We start from the raw sequence: 15,829 nt of genomic DNA, 5'->3' as shown, positions 1-15,829 counted from the left end.
CGGGACTGATGGCTGCGTGAGTCAGTTGATGCAGACGGTGCTGGAGTAGTTGGTGGTCGGGCCGGAGTGGGTGGGCGCCGGCGCGGGGGCGGCGGGGGCCGCGGGGCCCGTGGCTGCCGCTCCGGGCGCGGTCGGCATCAGGCCGTCGTCGCCGAGGACGACGGTGACGCCCTTCACGCTGCCGGTCTCCTGCACCGCGGCGCCCGGGAGCAGCGCTGCGACGGCCTTCGCCTGCGACTCCTGGCCCGACGGGTACTGGATGGTCGTCGTCTGCTGCGAGCTCGCGTCGCCGGCCGCACCGGTCTTGAAGCCCGCCGCAGTGAACGTCTGCGTCGCCGTGCCCGCCGCGCCGTTCATGCTGCCGCCGTTGAGCACGGTCACCTTCGTGTCGGACGGCTTGGCCGCCGTCGCGCTGTCGTAGGCGGACGGCGTGCCCGTCAGGCTCTTGATGAACGCGGGCATCGCGGCGGTGTCCACCTGCACGATCGACAGGTCGGAGCCGTCGACCGTGATGGTCGGCGTGCCGGAGATCGGGATGGTCGCCGACTGGATCTTGCCGCCGGTGAGGCCCTGCATCTGGGCTGCGAGCTGGAGGAAGTTCAGCCCGGGGTCGGTCTCCAGCGATCCGCTGATCGCGTCGAGCGCGCTCGTGAGCTTGCCCGGGTTCAGCAGGGTCCCCGCGGACAGGAACTTGTGCGCCTCCACCGACAGGAAGTACTGCTGGCGCACGACGCGGTCGAGGTCGCCGCGCGGGAGGCCGTGCCGCTGCCGCACGAACGACAGCGCCTGCTGCGCGTCGAGCGTCGAGACGCCCGCCGGGAAGTTCGCGCCGGAGTACGGGTCGTTCACGGCGTTGTTGAGGCAGACCTGCACCGGCCCGAGGGCCTTCGCGATCGTGTAGAAGCCGAGCAGGGAGACGCGCACGTAGTGGTCGATCGACAGCCCGGTGAGGTTCTGCACCGTCTGGATGAGCAGCTTGGCGCCGCTGGTCGGGTCGCTGCCGCCGTTGCCGAGCGAGAACGCCGCGTTGAGCTTGTTCATCCCGTGGCCGGGCACGTTCACCCAGGAGTCGCGGGGCAGGGAGACGAGGGTCGCCGACTTCCCGTTGGACGGGATGTGCAGGATCATCATCGTGTCCGTGTTGGTGCCGCCGCCGTCCGCGGTGGTGCTGAGCTGGTTCAGCTCCGCCTGCGTCGCGTTGTCGGGACGGTGGTCGTCGCCGACGAGCAGGATGTTCTGGTCCGCGCCGTCCACGTCGTTGCCGGTCTTGTTGATGACGTTGACGTGGCTCACGCCGCCGATGAAGCGGAAGTAGCTGTAGGCGGCGTAGCCGCCGAGCACCACGAGGAGCACGGCCAGCCCGGCCGCGGTCCAGGCGATGATGCGCTTGGAGCGACGGTGCTTCTTCGGGGGCTTGCCGCCGCCCGCGCCGCCGCCGGAGCCGTTGCCGCCGCCGCCGTCGCCGTCGCCGCTGTCGCCGAAGCCGCCGTCCGCGCGGCCAGGGTCCGGCGAGCCGGACAGTCCGAACAGGTCGAAGGGTGCGCCGGAGGCTCCCGCGCCGGAGGCTCCCGCAGCTGCTGCTCCCGCGCCGGCACCCGCCGCGGCGCCTGCGCCCGCGGGTCGCCCACCACCGTTCCGCCCGGAGGGCACGCCGGACGCCGGCCGCGTCGCCCGCACCGGCCGGCGCGGGTCGGCTGCGGGCACGCGTCCGAAGATCTCGGTCGGCGGCTCGGGACGGTCCTCCCGGCCGGCGCCGGACTCACCTGAGGGATAGTTCGGGCGTCGCACACCATGACGCTAGGGGGTGCGGCCTGCGAACAGCCTGGTTTCCCCCGGTGTTCCGGCGGAATGACCAGTAGATCAGCGAGGAGTTCTCAGCATGCTCACGGCAAAGGGGCGATGGGCGCTGCGAGAACCCTCATGCATCCGGTTCGGAGGGTGCGTCACCCGGCGACATCGCGTCGGTCATCCGGCTGGAGATCGCGAGCAGCTCGTCCTGCTGCTCCGGCGTGAGCGCGTCGAAGAGGATGCGGCGGATCGTCGCGGTGTGCTTCGGGAGCGCCCGTACGACGACGCGGCGCCCGTCGCCGCTGAGCCGGATCCAGCTGGCGCGCCTGTCCTCCGCGCAGTCCTCGCGCTCGACCAGGCCGCGGCCCTCCATGCGGGTGACCTGGTGGGAGACGCGGCTCTTCTCCCAGCCGGTCAGCTCGACCAGGTCGCGCACGCGCAGCCGCCGCCCGGGCGACCGCACCAGCGCCATGAGCACCTCGAGCTCGGAGATGGAGATGCCGTCGTCCCGCTGGAGCTGGGCGTCCAGGGTGCGGTCGAACCCGCGGCGCATCAGGTAGAACGCGTGGAAGAGCTCGGCTTCGTCAGCGCTCAGCTTGCGCGGATCGGGTCGGGTGCGCGCGATCGGCATACGTCATCCTTGCACGCGCCTGCGACAGCGTGCGGAGGCCGGCCTCAGTGCGCGAGCTGCTCCAGGAACACGACGAGCACGCCGAGCGCCACGATGCCGACCAGCACGATCAGCTGCTTCCATCCGGCGATCCCGGTGCGCGACACCGCGATGCGCGCGATCACCGCGAGCGACGCGATGAGGGCGGTGATCGCGATCACGACGGCGGTCCGCGCCTGCATCCAGCCGAGCATCGCCGCAGCGAGCACGAGCACCGGGATGACGATGACCGTGAGCGCCCGGGAGGCGACGGCCAGCAGGTGCCGGAACTCACGGGCGGTCGGCAGGGTGTTGTGTACGATCATGTGCGAAACCAGGTCGGAGGCGAGGCCCGCGAGCAGCACGCCGACGACGGAGATCACGAGCGTCCAGAGCACGGTCGGGGAGTCGAGGTGCTCCCCGTGCGCGTTCAGCGCCATCAGGATCGCGAGCGCCGTGAACGTCACGTAGATGCGCTCCCGGAGCCGGTCGCCGGCCTCCCGGCGCTCGTCCTCGGTGGCATCGGCCGGCAAATGAGCGTCGTCGGGGGCGCGCCGGTCTGACATGGGTCGAGCCTAGCGGGGGGCCGAAACCATCGAGGGGCACGTCGTTGTCACTTTCGCGCCCCGAAAGTGACAACGACGTGCCCCTCGCGAGTGCTCAGGTCTGGCAGGTGGGGCAGAAGTAGGTGACTCGCGTCTCCAGCTCGGTGCGCCCGAGCTCATTGCGGCGGATGAGCGTCCCGCAGCGCAGGCACGGCTTCCCGTCGCGGCCGTACACCCAGGTGTTGCGGCCGCGGCGGGTGTCGCCGGTCGTCACGCGCACCGTACGGTCGCGGTTGGCGACGAGCATCCGGCGCGCCAGGTCGACGGTGGCGGGGAGGTCGGCCTCCCGCACCGGCCGCGTCGGCAGCATCCCGCGCACGAAGCACAGTTCGTTGGCGTAGACGTTGCCGATGCCGGCGAGGTTCCGCTGGTCGAGCAGCGCGACCGCGATCGGGGTGTCCGGGTGCTCGGCCAGCCGGCGGAGGGCCTCCTCGGCATCCCAGTCGGGGCCGAGCAGATCCGGGCCGAGGTGGCCGACGACGGCGTCCTCCTGCGACCGGGGGACCACCTCCAGGATGCCGAGCTGGAAGCCGACCGCCTGCGTCTCGGCGGTCTGCAGCACCACGCGCGCCTGGAACCCGGGATGCCGCCACCGTCCGCCGGGAGGGTAGACCTCCCATGAGCCCTCCATCTTGAGGTGGCTGTGGATGGTCTGGTCGCCCACCCGGATCAGCAGGTGCTTGCCGCGACTGACCACCTCGTCGACGTGGCGGCCGCTGAGGTCGACGGTCGCGTACTGCGGCACCCGGAAGTCCGTCTCGGTCAGCAGCCGGCCCTGCAGAGCGCGGCGCAGGCGCGCGGCCGTCTGGTAGACGGTGTCGCCCTCAGGCATCGGCCGTCATCCTCGCGCTCACCCTCGCAGCCGGAGGCCGCGCGGCGTGGGGAGGAACCCCGCCTCCGCGAGGGCCGCGCCGAGCGGGCTGCCCAGCACGTTCGCGCCGTTGACCGTCTCGATGGCCAGCTTGTCCACGCGGCGGGAGGTCACCAGGCCGGCCAGTGCGCGGGAGGCCGCCACGAGCGCGGGGCGCACACTGTCATCCTCCTGGTCGGCGAAGCAGAGCAGGCTCTTGCCGCCGCGCTCCACGTAGAGCGTGAGCTCGCCGTCGACCAGGGCGACCAGCGCGCCCGCCTTGCGCCCTGGGCGATGGCCTGTGCCGCCCTCCACGCCTCCGGTCGAGGCCGGAACGGCCGGCCAGGGCAGCGCCGCGCCGTACGCGTTGGCGGGGTCGGTCGCAGCGAGGGCGACCGCGTCGAACGGCCGCGGCTGCGTGTGGTCGCGGGCGAAGGTGCGCAGCCGGTCCACGGTCGGGCCGCTCGCGAACTGCGCGGCGCCGAGCGTCTCGACGAAGTAGCCGCGGCGCGCGCGCCCGCTGTCCTCGAAGCCGCTGAGCACCTTGTAGGCCAGGGCGAAGCCTCCCGGCGTCCCCTCGTTCATCACCGAGCCGCGGGTGACGACGCCGTACCGGTCGAGCAGCGTCTCGGCCTGGCCGTGCGCGCGGACCGTGGAGTCCAGGTCGCGCTCGGGGAGCAGCGACCACCGGCCGGCGACGGTCGGCGGTCCCATCCGGGTGACCATTGCGGAGGTGCGCGGGGCGCCGACCCGGCCGCGGTACATCCGGGAGCGGATGGGCTGCCGCGGGCGCTTGTGGGCGCCGCCGCCTCCGCCGGTCAGCGTGCGCAGCGGAGCGAGGGTGTCGTTGGTGACCAGGCCCGCCCAGACCAGGTCCCACAGGGCGGTCACCAGAACGGCGTCCTCGATCGCCTCGCCGCGCTCGGTGCCGAGGGTGTCGGAGAGCTGCCGGAAGAAGTACCCGCCGCCGCGCGCGAGCGCCGCCAGCACGCCGCGCTGCAGCTCGTCGGGATCGTGGTCGGTCGGCGGGGCCAGCGTGAGCGTGGCCGAGTCGGCGAGGTTGAGGCTGATCCAGCCGTCGTTGCCCGGCAGCGAGCCGTCGCCCGCCCAGATCACCTCGCCGGTGGCGGTGAGCTCGTCCAGCATGGCCGGGCTGTAGTCCGCGACGCGGCTCGGCAGCACCAGCGACTCCCACGCGGAGGCCGGGATGCGCGCCCCGGCGAGCTGCTCGATCACCGAGGCGACCGCGTCCACCCCGCGCAGGGTGGAGCCGACGTGCTGCCAGTCGCCCAGGAACCGTGCGAACGTCGCCGTCTCGACCGGCTCGACCTCCTGGCGGAGCGCGGCGAGCGACATCCGCCGCAGCCGCCGCAGGACCTCCGCGTCGCACCACTCGGAGCCGGTCGCGTGCGGGCGGAACTCGCCCTCCACGACGCGGCCGTCGCGGGACAGCCGGCGGAGCGCGTCGTGCACGATCGCAGGGCCGAGGCCGAACCGGGAGGCGACCTCCGCGACCTCGAACGGGCCGTGCGTGCGCGCATAGCGGCTGACCAGGTCGCCGAGGGGATCGTCCACCGGCTCGATGAAGGCGACGGGCACGCCGATCGGGAGCGGGACGCCGAGCGCGTCGCGGAGGCGGCTCGCGTCTTCGATCGCGGAGAAGCGCTCCTCGCCGGCGATGGTGACGGCGAGGGCGCGCTTGGCGTCGACCAGGGCGGTGAGGTGGGCGCGGGCGATGGCGGGGGTGGCGTGGGGAGGGGCTACCTCATCCGCATCCGAGTCGGCCTCCACCTCCTCACCCTGCAACCGCTCCGCCACCTGCGCCACCGTCAGCGGCCCGAGCAACCGCAGCAGGTCGGCCACGCCCTCCTCGCCACGCACCCGTCGCTCCGGATCGAGCCGCTGCAGCTGCAACTCCACCCGCTCGATCACCGTCGGGTCGAGCAGCTCGCGCAGTTCCGCGCGGCCCAGCAGCTCGGCCAGCAGCCCCGCGTCGAGCGACAGCGCCGCCGCGCGCCGCTCCGCCAGCGGGCTGTCGCCCTCGTACATGAACGCGGCGACATACCCGAACAGCAGCGAGCGCGCGAACGGCGACGCCGTCTCGGTCGCGGCCTCCACCAGCGTGATGCGGCGCTGGGCGATGCTCTGGGCCACCTCGTCCAGCGCGGGCAGGTCGTAGACGTCCTGCAGGCACTCGCGCACCGTCTCCAGGATGATCGGGAAGCTCGGGTACTTGCGCGCGACGTCCAGCAGCTGCGACGCCTTCTGCCGCTGCTGCCAGAGCGGCGACCGCTTGCCCGGGTTGTACTTCGGCAGCAGCAGCGCACGGGCCGCGCACTCGCGGAACCGGGAGGCGAACAGGGCAGAGCCGCCGACCTCCAGGGTCACCAGCTCGTCCAGCTCGGCCGGCTCGAACACGAACAGCTCGCCGCCAGGAGGCGTGGATTCCGTGTCGGGAATACGCACGATGATCCCGTCGTCCGCCGCCATCGCGCCCGCGTCGATCCCGTACCGCTCGCGGACGCGCGCCTGCACGGCCAGCGCCCACGGCGAGTGCACCTGCATGCCGTACGGGGAATGCAGCACCACCCGCCAGTCGCCCAGCTCGTCGCGGAACCGCTCCACCACTAGGGTGCGGTCGGTCGGGACGTGACCGGTCGCCTCCTTCTGCTCGCGCAGGAACGCCAGCAGGTTGGCCGTGGCGAACGCGTCGAGCCCGGCCTCCACGCAGCGCAGCTCGGCGTCGGCTGGGGAAGCGGCGCTCAACTCGCGCACGAACGCGCCGACCGCCGCGCCCAGCTCCGCCGGCCGCCCGATGCCGTCGCCCTTCCAGAACGGCAGCCGCCCGGGCTCGCCGAACGCGGGCGAGACCAGGACTCGGTCGTGGGTGATCTCCTGGATGCGCCAGCTCGTGGAGCCGAGCGCGAACACGTCGCCGACGCGCGACTCGTAGACCATCTCCTCGTCCAGCTCGCCCACCCGGCTGGCGCGCTCGCCGACCATGTAGACCGCGAACATCCCGCGGTCGGGGATGGTGCCCCCGCTGGTCACGGCGAGCCGCTGCGCGCCGGGTCGGCCGGTGAGCGTGCCCGCATCGCGGTCCCAGACGATGCGCGGGCGCAGCTCGGCGAACTCGTCGGACGGGTAGCGGCCGGCGAGCAGGTCGAGGGTCGCGTCGTAGGCGCTGCGCGGCAGCGTCGCGAACGGCGCGCTGCGGCGCACCGTGTCGAACCAGTCGTCGGCGTCGAGCGGCTCCAGCGCCGTCGCCGCCACCGTCTGCTGGGCGAGGATGTCGAGCGGGTTCGTCGGGATCCGCATCGTCTCGATCAGGCCGGCGACCATCCGCTCGGTGGCGACGGCCGAGTGGATGAGGTCGGCGCGGTGCTTGGGGAACACGACCCCGCGCGACACCTCGCCGACCTGGTGGCCGGCGCGGCCGACGCGCTGCAGCCCGCTCGCGACCGACGGCGGCGCCTCCACCTGCACGACGAGGTCGACGGCGCCCATGTCGATGCCGAGCTCCAGGCTGGAGGTCGCGACGACGCAGCGCAGTCTCCCGGACTTGAGGTCGTCCTCGATGAGGGCGCGCTGCTCCTTGCTGACCGAGCCGTGGTGCGCGCGGGCGAGGACGAGCGACTCCGGGTCGGCGACGGCGGCGGAGCCCTTGGTCTGGCCGGAGCCGCCCATCAGCTCCGCGGGGGGCCGGGCGGCCGTGCCTCCCGCCTCGCCGCCGAGCAGCCGCTCCTCGTACAGCTCGTTGAGCCGGGCGGTGAGCCGCTCGGCCAGCCGGCGCGAGTTCGCGAACACGATCGAGGAGCGGTGCTCCAGCACGCGCTCGACGATCGCCTCCTCCACGTGCGGCCAGATCGAGCCGGCCTGCGGCGCGGAGCCGTCGTCGTTGTCGCTCGCGTAGGTGGAGGTGCCGAGCTCGCTCATGTCCTCGACCGGCACGACCACGCGGAGGTCGAACCGCTTGCCCGCGGGCGGCGCCACGATCTCCACGGGCGAGCTGCCGCCGAGGAAGCGAGCGACCTCCTCCGGTGGCCGCACCGTGGCGGACAGGCCGATGCGCTGCGCCGGCTTCTCGAGCAGGGCGTCCAGCCGTTCCAGCGACAGCGCGAGGTGCGCGCCGCGCTTGGTGGCCGCGACGGCGTGCACTTCGTCCACGATCACGGTCTCGACGGTCCTGAGCGTCTCGCGCGCCTGCGACGTGAGCATGAGGAAGAGCGACTCGGGCGTGGTGATCAGGATGTCCGGCGGGGAGGCGACCAGCGCCCGGCGGTCGGAGGACGAGGTGTCGCCCGAGCGCACGCCCACGGAGACATGCGGAGGCTCGGCGCCGAGCCGCCGCGCCGTCTGCGTGACGCCGACCAGCGGAGCGCGGAGGTTGCGCTCCACGTCCACACCCAGCGCCTTCAGCGGCGAGATGTAGAGGACGCGCGTGCCTGGGCGCGCGTCGGGCGGCCGCTCCTCGCTCGCCAGCCGGTCGATCGCCCAGAGGAACGAGGCCAGGGTCTTGCCCGATCCGGTCGGCGCGATGACCAGCGCGTGCCGTCCGTGCGAGATGGCCTCCCACGCGCCGGTCTGGGCGTCGGTGGGCGCGGCGAAGGCCCCGCGGAACCATTCACGGGTCGCGGGGGAGAACCGGTCGAGCACGTCGCTCATCGCCTCCATCCTGCTCCCCGCCACCGACACCGCCAAGGGGAGGCCGCGAGGGGCACGGCCGCGGGCCGTCAGCGCGGCAGGTGCGCCCGGATGAACGAGGAGATGTCGCCGAGCTCGAGCGGCGAGATCCCGTGGCCGAGGCCCTCGTAGATGCGCGCGTCGAGGTCCGTGTGGGCGGCCAGCCACTCGGCCGCGCGCGCGACGCCGGCCGCGGGGATGGTGTCGTCGTGCGTTCCGCGACCCCAGAACACCGGCGGCCGGCGCTCGGCCAGCGCCGCGTCCCCGTCCTCCGTGCCCTGCACGACGAAGGCGGACAGCGTGACGGCGAAGCCGAAGCGCTCCGGCGCCAGGCGCATGAGCTGGATGGCGAGCGCGCCGCCCTGCGAGAAGCCGAGCAGGCCGGTCGGCACGTCCGGTTGGGCGTCCAGCCAGTCGAGGACGGCGCGGGCGGCCGCGTCGGCGTTGGCGGCGAGCGGGTCGACCGAGATGTTGGTGAAGCGCGAGAACCACGCGAAGCCGGGCCCCTCAGGGATCGGCGCCCGCAGCGAGGCGATCACCGGCTCCAGCGGCAGGTACGCCGAGATCCCGAACAGGTCGGCCTCGTCCGACCCGTAGCCGTGCAGGAGGATCAGCCGGGGTCGGCCGACGCGGTCGGCCTCGCCGGCGGACCAGAGCACGGCCTCGTGGTCGAGGTGGAGCTCGGGGGCGGGGAATGGCATGGTCCATTCTGCGCACGACGGCTTGTCCTCCACAGCCCCCAGATCGCGGCGCAGTCCACAGATCGGTCTGTACGGGTGGCGGCGGGGTGCGGCATCCGTAGGATCAGTGCATGAGCGTGCGCACCCCCGACCCGGACCCGACCCCCGACCCGCTCGACGGCTCGGGCGTCCAGCCCGGTCCCGCCTGGCTGAGCGACATCGAGCTGGAGCAGATCCGGCGGCGGCTGCCGCTGCTCTACGTGGAGGCCGTGCCGGTACGGGTCGACGGCCTCGGCCAGGTGACGGAGGTCGGCGTGCTGCTGCGCGCGAACGCGGTGGGCGAGATCACCCGCACGCTCGTCTCCGGCCGGGTCATGTACGGCGAGACGCTGCGGGAGGCGCTGTTCCGGCACATCGAGAAAGACCTCGGGCCGATGGCGTTCCCGCTGCTGCCGGCGAGTCCGGTGCCGTTCCAGGTCGCGGAGTACTTCCCGCTGCCGGGGGTGACCGCGTTCACCGACGAGCGGCAGCACGCGGTCTCGCTCGCCTACGTGGTGCCGGTGACCGGCACCTGCGAACCGCGGCAGGACGCGCTCGAGATCACCTGGATGACGCCGGAGGAGGCGGTCTCGCACACGGTGTGCGAGGAGCTCGAAGGCGGTCGCGGGGTGCTGGTGAAGGCGGCGATGGCGTCGGTCGGCAAGATCGTCTGACCGAATTCTTTGATTTGGCTTGCGTTCGTTAGCTAATGGTATTAGCTTTACGGCTATGAACACTTCCATCGCTTCGCAGGTCCGGTACCTGCAGCGTCCCGAGGGACGCATCAGCTACACCGTCGAGGGCTCCGGCCCGCTCGTCGTCGCCGTCCCCGGGATGGGCGATCTCCGTTCCACCTACCGTGAGCTGACCGGCCCGCTGCTGGAGGCCGGCTACCGCGTCGCCGTCAGCGACCTGCGGGCGCACGGCGAGTCGGACACCACCTTCCGCGAGTTCGGCGACATCGCCACCGCCCGCGACCTGATCGCGCTGATCGACGAGCTGGGCGGCAACGCCGTCGTGCTCGGCAACTCGATGGGCGCGGCGGCCGCCGCGTGGGCCGCCGCCGAGCGTCCCGACGAGATCGCCGGCCTCGTGCTCTACGGCCCGCTGCTGCGCGACCCCGCGATGAGCCGACTCACCGTCGCGTCCATCCACGGGATGTACCGCGTGCTGTTCACCGGCCCGTGGGGCCCGGCCTTCTGGGCGGGCTACTACCGCTCGATCAACAAGGGCCGCACCGCGCCGTGGCTCAAGGAGCACACCGCCGACCTCAAGCGCAACATGAAGGAGCCCGGCCGGCTGCGCTCGTTCCGCCACCTCACCCTCCAACTCACCCACTCGGTCGTCGAGCCCCGGCTCCCGGAGGTGAAGGCCCCCATCCTCGCCTTCGTGGGAGCACTCGACCCCGACTACAAGGACCCGGCCGCCGAGGCCGACTGGATCGAGTCCCTCGGCGCGGAGGTCGTCCGGGTCCCCGAATCGGGCCACTACCCGCAGGCCCAGCGGCCGGACGTGATCGTCCCGGCCACCCTCCGCTTCCTCGCGGAGCGGCGGGCGAGCGGGTGGGGCGAGGCCCGTGCCTAGGGCCGGGCTGACCCGCGCCGCGGTCGCCGACGTCGCCCTCGACCTCGTGGACGCCGGCGGGGTGAACGGCCTCGACCGGCTGACCCTCGCCGCCGTGGCCTCCCGCGCGGGCGTGGCGGTGCCGAGCCTCTACAAGCACGTCGCCTCGCTCGACGACCTGCGCCGCGTGGTCGCGACCGAGTGCGTCGCCGAGCTGACGGGTGTGCTGGCCGAGGCGACCATCGGCCGCTCCGGGCCGGAGGCCCTGCACTCGGCGGCCGACGCCGTCCGCGCTTACGCGCACCGTCATCCCGGCCGGTACGCCGCGACGCAGGTCGCGCCCGACCTGGGCTCGGACGACGACGCCGAGCTCGCGGCCCGCGCCGCCGAGACCATCGCCGTCCTGGCCGCGGCCCTGCGCGGCTTCGGGCTGCCGGAGGAGGCGACGGTCGACGCCATCCGGATGCTGCGCAGCGCCCTCCACGGCTTCATCACCCTCGAGCTCGGCGGCGGCTTCGGCCTGCCCGACGACCTCGATCGCAGCTTCCGCCTCCTCATCGACGGCATCGAGACCGGCATCGCCACGCTCGCGCCCACCCCCGTACTCCCACGTCGGTAACGGAGGACATCCACCCCCGCCACTCGCCTGACTCCTCCGTTGGCTGACTTTCCCGCCCGCTGCGCGCCGAAACTCCTCCGTTGGCTGCGGGGTCGGTAACGGAGGAGATGTGGCTACGTGGGTGGGCTTAAAGCAGGCAACGGAGGAGATCCGGCCTGGTGGGGGCGGGATCTCCTCCGTTGGTGGAGGTTGGGTGCTGCGGGGGTCAGCCGTGGGCGCGGCGGGTGCCGCGTCCTCGGCTGGTGCTACCGCTCACGACGTCGCCGACGCGGAGGCCCTGGCGTGCGCCGGCGCGGCCGGCTCCGCGGCCGTTGCCGGACGCCTGAGGGGCGCCGTTGCGGTCGGCCGCGGGGCGGCCCTCGCCGCCGGCGCGCCCGCCGCGGCCGTGGCCGCGGCCAGCGCCGTCGCCCGTCGCGGCCGCGACATCACGGCCGGAGTTCCGGCGACCGTTGCGGCCGGTGTTGCTCTGGCCTCCGGAGCGGTTGCCGCCGTTGTCGCGCGAGGCCTGGCCCTCGCGGCCGTCGCCGGCCGCCCGGTTCTGCCCGCCGCGGCGGCGTCGGCCTCCGCCGTTCCCGGCTCCCGAGGCGCCCGTGGAGCCGCCCCGGCCGCCGCCGTTGCCGCCCGCGGCGACCGGCGCCGGCGCGACGCGCTCCGCGCGCTCGCCCACCAGTGCAGTCACTGCGGCCGACTCGGCCGTCACGCGCTGCGGCGTGGCCGTGATCGCGGCCGCGCGCAGCAGCGACTTCACGTCGCCCGCCTGCTCCGGGAGCATCACGGTCGCGACGTCTCCGGCGCTTCCGGCGCGCGCGGTGCGGCCCGAGCGGTGGAGGTACGCCTTGTGCTCCGCGGGCGGGTCGACGTGCACGACCAGCTCCACGTCGTCGACGTGAACGCCGCGGGCAGCGACGTCGGTCGCGACGAGCACGCGCACGTCGCCGCTGCCGAACGCCGCGAGGTTGCGGTCGCGGGCGCCCTGGCTGAGGTTGCCGTGCAGGTCGACCGCGGGGATGCCCGCCGACGTGAGCTGCTTGGCGAGGCGCTTGGCCTGGTGCTTGGTGCGCATGAACATGATGCGGCGGCCGCGGCCGGAGGCGAGCGCCGTGATCAGGTCCTTCTTGGCGTCCTGGTCGCTCACCTCGAAGACGTGGTGGGTCATGGCCTCCACGTGGCTGGTCGCGTCGTCGACCGAGTGCAGCACCTCGTTGGTGAGGAACTTGGCGACGACCTTGTCGACGCCGTTGTCCAGCGTCGCTGAGAACAGCAGGCGCTGTCCGCGCGACGGCGTGGCGTTGAGGATGCGGGTGACGGTCGGCAGGAAGCCGAGGTCCGCCATGTGGTCGGCCTCGTCCAGCACCGTGATCTCCACCTTGTCGAGGTGGACGATTCCCTGCTTCATGAGGTCTTCGAGGCGTCCGGGGCAGGCGACGACGATGTCGACGCCGGCCTGCAGCGCGGTCACCTGGCGGCTCTGGGAGACGCCGCCGAAGATCGTGGTGGTGGTCAGTCCGAGCGCGGCCGCGAGCGGCTTCAGGGTGGCGTCGATCTGGGTGGCGAGCTCGCGGGTCGGGGCGAGCACCAGGCCGCGGGGCCGGCGGTAGCCGCGGGAGGGGCGGCCTCCGGCAGCGGACGCCGCGAGGCGCGCGGCCATCGGAATCGCGAACGCGATCGTCTTGCCCGAGCCCGTCTTGCCGCGCCCGAGGACGTCGCGTCCGGCGAGCGTGTCGGGCAGGGTGTCGGCCTGAATGGGGAACGGCTCCGCCTTGCCGTCGGCCGCGAGGACGGCGACGAGGGGAGCGGGCACGCCGAAGTCGGCGAAAGTCTGGTTGGTCACAAATGCCTTTCTGGCAGGGTCGGCCCATGAGGGCTGGTCCGGCGGCGTCGCAAGAAGGCGACGTCTTCGCCGGAAAGAAGAGGATGGTGCGCGGCGGGGGTCCGCCCGGCGCTCGCGCACGCCGGCGGCGCCGGCATGCCAGCAGTGCTGGTCCGTTCAGTCTAGCGGTACGCGCCGCACGATTGCTGGGAGCGCATTCATAGCCGGACGTCGTAGACTTTCGGCCCGTAATCCCGGAAGGTGGTCGCGCGTGCAGGAATCCGAGCTCGATCGTGAGCGCACCGTCGTCTCAGGCCTGTACGAGCGTCTCGACACGCTCAGGGCGGAGACGGAGGAGCGACTGACGCGGGTGCGCCGTGAGAGCGTGGGCAGCAACCACCAGGCGCGCAGCGAACGGGACGCCTTCGCCCGCCTGTACGAGGACCAGCTCGTGCAGCTCCGCGACGTGGACGCCAGGCTCGTGTTCGGGAGGCTGCTGCTCCAGGAGAAGGTCGACGGCACCGACCACCGCTACATCGGCCGGGTCGGCCTCCGCGACGACGACCAGCGCTCGCTGCTCGTCGACTGGCGCGCCCAGCAGGCGAGCGCCTTCTACCAGGCGACCGCGAACGAGCGGATGGGCGTGCGGGCCCGTCGCCACCTCACCATGAACGGCCGCCAGGTGGTCCGGATCGACGACGACGTCTTCGACGAGGCGCTGCTCGACGGCGACGCCTCCGGCGAGAAGGTGCAGGGCGAGGGCGCGCTGCTGGCGGCCCTCACCGCGCAGCGCACCGGCCGCATGCACGACATCGTGGCGACCATCCAGGCCGAGCAGGACCGCATCATCCGCTCCGACATCCGCGGCGCGCTGGTCGTGCAGGGCGGGCCCGGCACCGGCAAGACCGCGGTGGCGCTGCACCGCGCCGCCTACCTCCTGTACGCGAACCGGCAGCGCCTCAGCGCCTCCGGCGTGCTCGTCGTCGGCCCGTCGCCCGCGTTCCTGCGCTACATCGAGGCCGTCCTCCCGTCGCTCGGCGAGACCGGCGTCGTGATGCAGACGCTGGGCGAGCTGTTCCCCGGCGTGGATGCCACGGCCGACGATGAGCCGGAGGCCGCGCGCCTGAAGGGCTCCATCCAGATGGCGCGGCTGCTCTCCCGCGCCGTGAGGTCGCGGCAGAAGGCGCCGGCCGAGCCGCAGACGATCGTGATCGACAACGAGCGCCTCGTCGTCCAGCCGGCCCTCGTGCAGCGCGCGCTCGGGAAGGCGCAGCGCACCGGCAAGCCGCACAACGTCGCTCGCGTCACGTTCGTGAAGCAGGCGCTCGGCGAGCTCACCGACCAGCTCGCCGCCCAGCTCCGGGCCGGCGGCTCCACGATCGACGAAGCGGACCTCCGGGTGCTGCGGGAGGACTTGCGCACGTCGTACGACGTCCGCGTCCTCCTCAACACGGCCTTTCTGCCGCTCACCCCGCAGAAGCTGCTGCAAGACCTGTACGCGCGCCCGTCGTGGCTGGCCGAGCTGACGCCGCGGTGGACGCCGGCGCAGCGGGAGGCCCTGCTGCGCGACCGGACGGCGCCGTTCACGGTCTCCGACGTGCCGCTCCTGGACGAGGCCGCCGAGCTGCTGGGCGACTTCCCCGGCCGCGCGGACTACGCCTCCCGCGAGCGGGACCGGCAGCGCAAGCGCGACCTCGAGAACGCGCGTGCGGCCATCCGCAACATGGGCGTGCAGGGCCTGGTGAGCGCCGAGCAGCTCGCCGACGGCTTCGCCGAGCAGGAGGATCGCGGCACGACGGCCGAGCGCGCGCTCGCCGACCGGTCGTGGACCTACGGCCACGTGGTCGTGGACGAGGCGCAGGAGCTGTCGGCGATGCAGTGGCGGGTGCTGGTGCGCCGCTGCCCGATGAAGTCGTTCACGATCGTCGGCGACATCGCCCAGGTCGCGTCGGCCGCCGGAGCGACGAGTTGGGACGAGGCCCTCAGCCCGGTGTTCAAGGACGCCTGGCGCCTGGAGGAGCTGACGGTCAACTACCGCACGCCCGCGCAGATCACGCGCGAGGCGGAGCGGATCGCCGCGGAGGCCGGACTCCCGATCACGCCGACGCGCGCGGTGCGGGAGGGCGACTGGCCGATCCGTCGGGTGTCGGCGGACGCCGGACTCGCGGAGTCCGTCGCGGAGGCGGTGGCCCACGACCGGTCGCTCGACGCCGAGGGGACGCTCGCCGTGATCGCGACGGCCGCCGAGGTGGAGGCCGTCGCGGCGGCGGTGCGCTTGCGGTTCGGCGACGCGGCGGCGCGCGGGGCCGCGGGACTGACCCGGCCGATCTCGGTGCTGACCGGGTACGAGGCGAAGGGTCTGGAGTTCGACGCGGTGGTCCTGGCCGACCCGGCGGCGCTCGCCGCGGAGTCGGTGCGCGGGGCGGCGTCGCTGTACGTGGCGATGACGCGGCCCACCCAGCGGCTCACCCTCGTCGGCCGCTGACCCTCACCCGCCTCCAGACCGGCGAGGGGCACGTTGTTGTCACTTCTGGCGCCCAAAA

The 15,829-nt window shown here is 73.3% G+C and carries 11 protein-coding genes; 4 read left to right on the top strand and 7 right to left on the bottom strand.

The genetic code is table 11. The features are described from left to right. Positions 1–21: 21 nt before the first annotated feature. The 6 genes from ACFQ9V_RS12970 to ACFQ9V_RS12945 all read right to left on the bottom strand — a co-directional run bounded on the left by ACFQ9V_RS12970 (position 22) and on the right by ACFQ9V_RS12945 (position 9,276). On the bottom strand, positions 22–1,788 hold the full coding sequence (locus ACFQ9V_RS12970) for an LCP family protein (protein WP_382459546.1): 1,767 nt from the start codon (positions 1,786–1,788) through the stop codon (positions 22–24). Between the two features lie 130 nt (positions 1,789–1,918). Then, entirely contained in the window at positions 1,919–2,419 is a 501-nt protein-coding gene (locus ACFQ9V_RS12965) for a MarR family winged helix-turn-helix transcriptional regulator (protein WP_382459545.1), read from the bottom strand. A gap of 44 nt (positions 2,420–2,463) precedes the next feature. After that, a complete protein-coding gene (locus ACFQ9V_RS12960) occupies positions 2,464–3,003 on the bottom strand; it encodes a hypothetical protein (protein WP_382459544.1) in 540 nt (179 codons plus the stop codon). A 94-nt stretch (positions 3,004–3,097) separates the two neighbouring features. Continuing rightward, complete coding sequence (locus tag ACFQ9V_RS12955; protein WP_382459543.1) at positions 3,098–3,874, bottom strand: DNA-formamidopyrimidine glycosylase family protein; 777 nt, start codon at positions 3,872–3,874, stop codon at positions 3,098–3,100. An 18-nt stretch (positions 3,875–3,892) separates the two neighbouring features. Further along, positions 3,893–8,557, bottom strand: a complete 4,665-nt coding sequence (locus ACFQ9V_RS12950) for an ATP-dependent helicase (protein ID WP_382459542.1) — start codon at positions 8,555–8,557, stop codon at positions 3,893–3,895. Positions 8,558–8,625: 68 nt separating this feature from the next. Next, positions 8,626–9,276 carry an alpha/beta hydrolase gene (locus ACFQ9V_RS12945; protein ID WP_382459541.1) on the bottom strand — a complete coding sequence of 217 codons (651 nt, stop codon included), beginning with the start codon at positions 9,274–9,276 and terminating at the stop codon, positions 8,626–8,628. Between the two features lie 110 nt (positions 9,277–9,386). On the opposite strand from ACFQ9V_RS12945, the gene ACFQ9V_RS12940 reads away from it, so the two are divergent. From ACFQ9V_RS12940 to ACFQ9V_RS12930, 3 genes are read left to right on the top strand one after another with little or no spacing between them, the layout of a single operon-like run. Continuing rightward, on the top strand, positions 9,387–9,968 hold the full coding sequence (locus ACFQ9V_RS12940; protein ID WP_382459540.1) for an NUDIX hydrolase family protein: 582 nt from the start codon (positions 9,387–9,389) through the stop codon (positions 9,966–9,968). 55 nt (positions 9,969–10,023) lie between these two features. After that, on the top strand, positions 10,024–10,878 hold the full coding sequence (locus tag ACFQ9V_RS12935) for an alpha/beta fold hydrolase (RefSeq protein ID WP_382459539.1): 855 nt from the start codon (positions 10,024–10,026) through the stop codon (positions 10,876–10,878). Continuing rightward, positions 10,871–11,476: a TetR/AcrR family transcriptional regulator gene (locus ACFQ9V_RS12930; protein WP_382459538.1), complete on the top strand. Its 606-nt coding sequence runs from the start codon at positions 10,871–10,873 to the stop codon at positions 11,474–11,476. The genes ACFQ9V_RS12935 and ACFQ9V_RS12930 overlap by 8 nt, the downstream gene beginning before the upstream one ends. 205 nt (positions 11,477–11,681) lie before the next feature. Here the strand turns inward: ACFQ9V_RS12930 and ACFQ9V_RS12925 are convergent, their stop codons facing one another. Continuing rightward, positions 11,682–13,307 (bottom strand): DEAD/DEAH box helicase, encoded by a 1,626-nt coding sequence (locus ACFQ9V_RS12925; protein ID WP_382459537.1) that lies wholly within the window; start codon positions 13,305–13,307, stop codon positions 11,682–11,684. 250 nt (positions 13,308–13,557) lie between these two features. Here ACFQ9V_RS12925 and ACFQ9V_RS12920 point away from each other — a divergent pair, with 250 nt between their 5' ends. Next, positions 13,558–15,771 (top strand): HelD family protein, encoded by a 2,214-nt coding sequence (locus ACFQ9V_RS12920; protein WP_382459536.1) that lies wholly within the window; start codon positions 13,558–13,560, stop codon positions 15,769–15,771. Positions 15,772–15,829: the final 58 nt, after the last annotated feature.

The sequence above is a fragment of the Leifsonia sp. NPDC056665 genome, assembly GCF_042791795.1.
Taxonomy (GTDB): Bacteria; Actinomycetota; Actinomycetes; order Actinomycetales; family Microbacteriaceae; genus Leifsonia.
This window is presented reverse-complemented; position numbering and strand designations above follow the sequence as displayed.

Bases quoted from the DNA above. Each gene is read 5' to 3' on its own strand.
- ACFQ9V_RS12965 (WP_382459545.1), bottom strand. From the start codon at position 2,419: ATGCCGATCGCGCGCACCCGACCCGATCCGCGCAAGCTGAGCGCTGAC.
- ACFQ9V_RS12960 (WP_382459544.1), bottom strand. From the start codon at position 3,003: ATGTCAGACCGGCGCGCCCCCGACGACGCTCATTTGCCGGCCGATGCC.
- ACFQ9V_RS12955 (WP_382459543.1), bottom strand. From the start codon at position 3,874: ATGCCTGAGGGCGACACCGTCTACCAGACGGCCGCGCGCCTGCGCCGC.
- ACFQ9V_RS12950 (WP_382459542.1), bottom strand. From the start codon at position 8,557: ATGAGCGACGTGCTCGACCGGTTCTCCCCCGCGACCCGTGAATGGTTC.
- ACFQ9V_RS12945 (WP_382459541.1), bottom strand. From the start codon at position 9,276: ATGCCATTCCCCGCCCCCGAGCTCCACCTCGACCACGAGGCCGTGCTC.
- ACFQ9V_RS12940 (WP_382459540.1), top strand. From the start codon at position 9,387: ATGAGCGTGCGCACCCCCGACCCGGACCCGACCCCCGACCCGCTCGAC.
- ACFQ9V_RS12935 (WP_382459539.1), top strand. From the start codon at position 10,024: ATGAACACTTCCATCGCTTCGCAGGTCCGGTACCTGCAGCGTCCCGAG.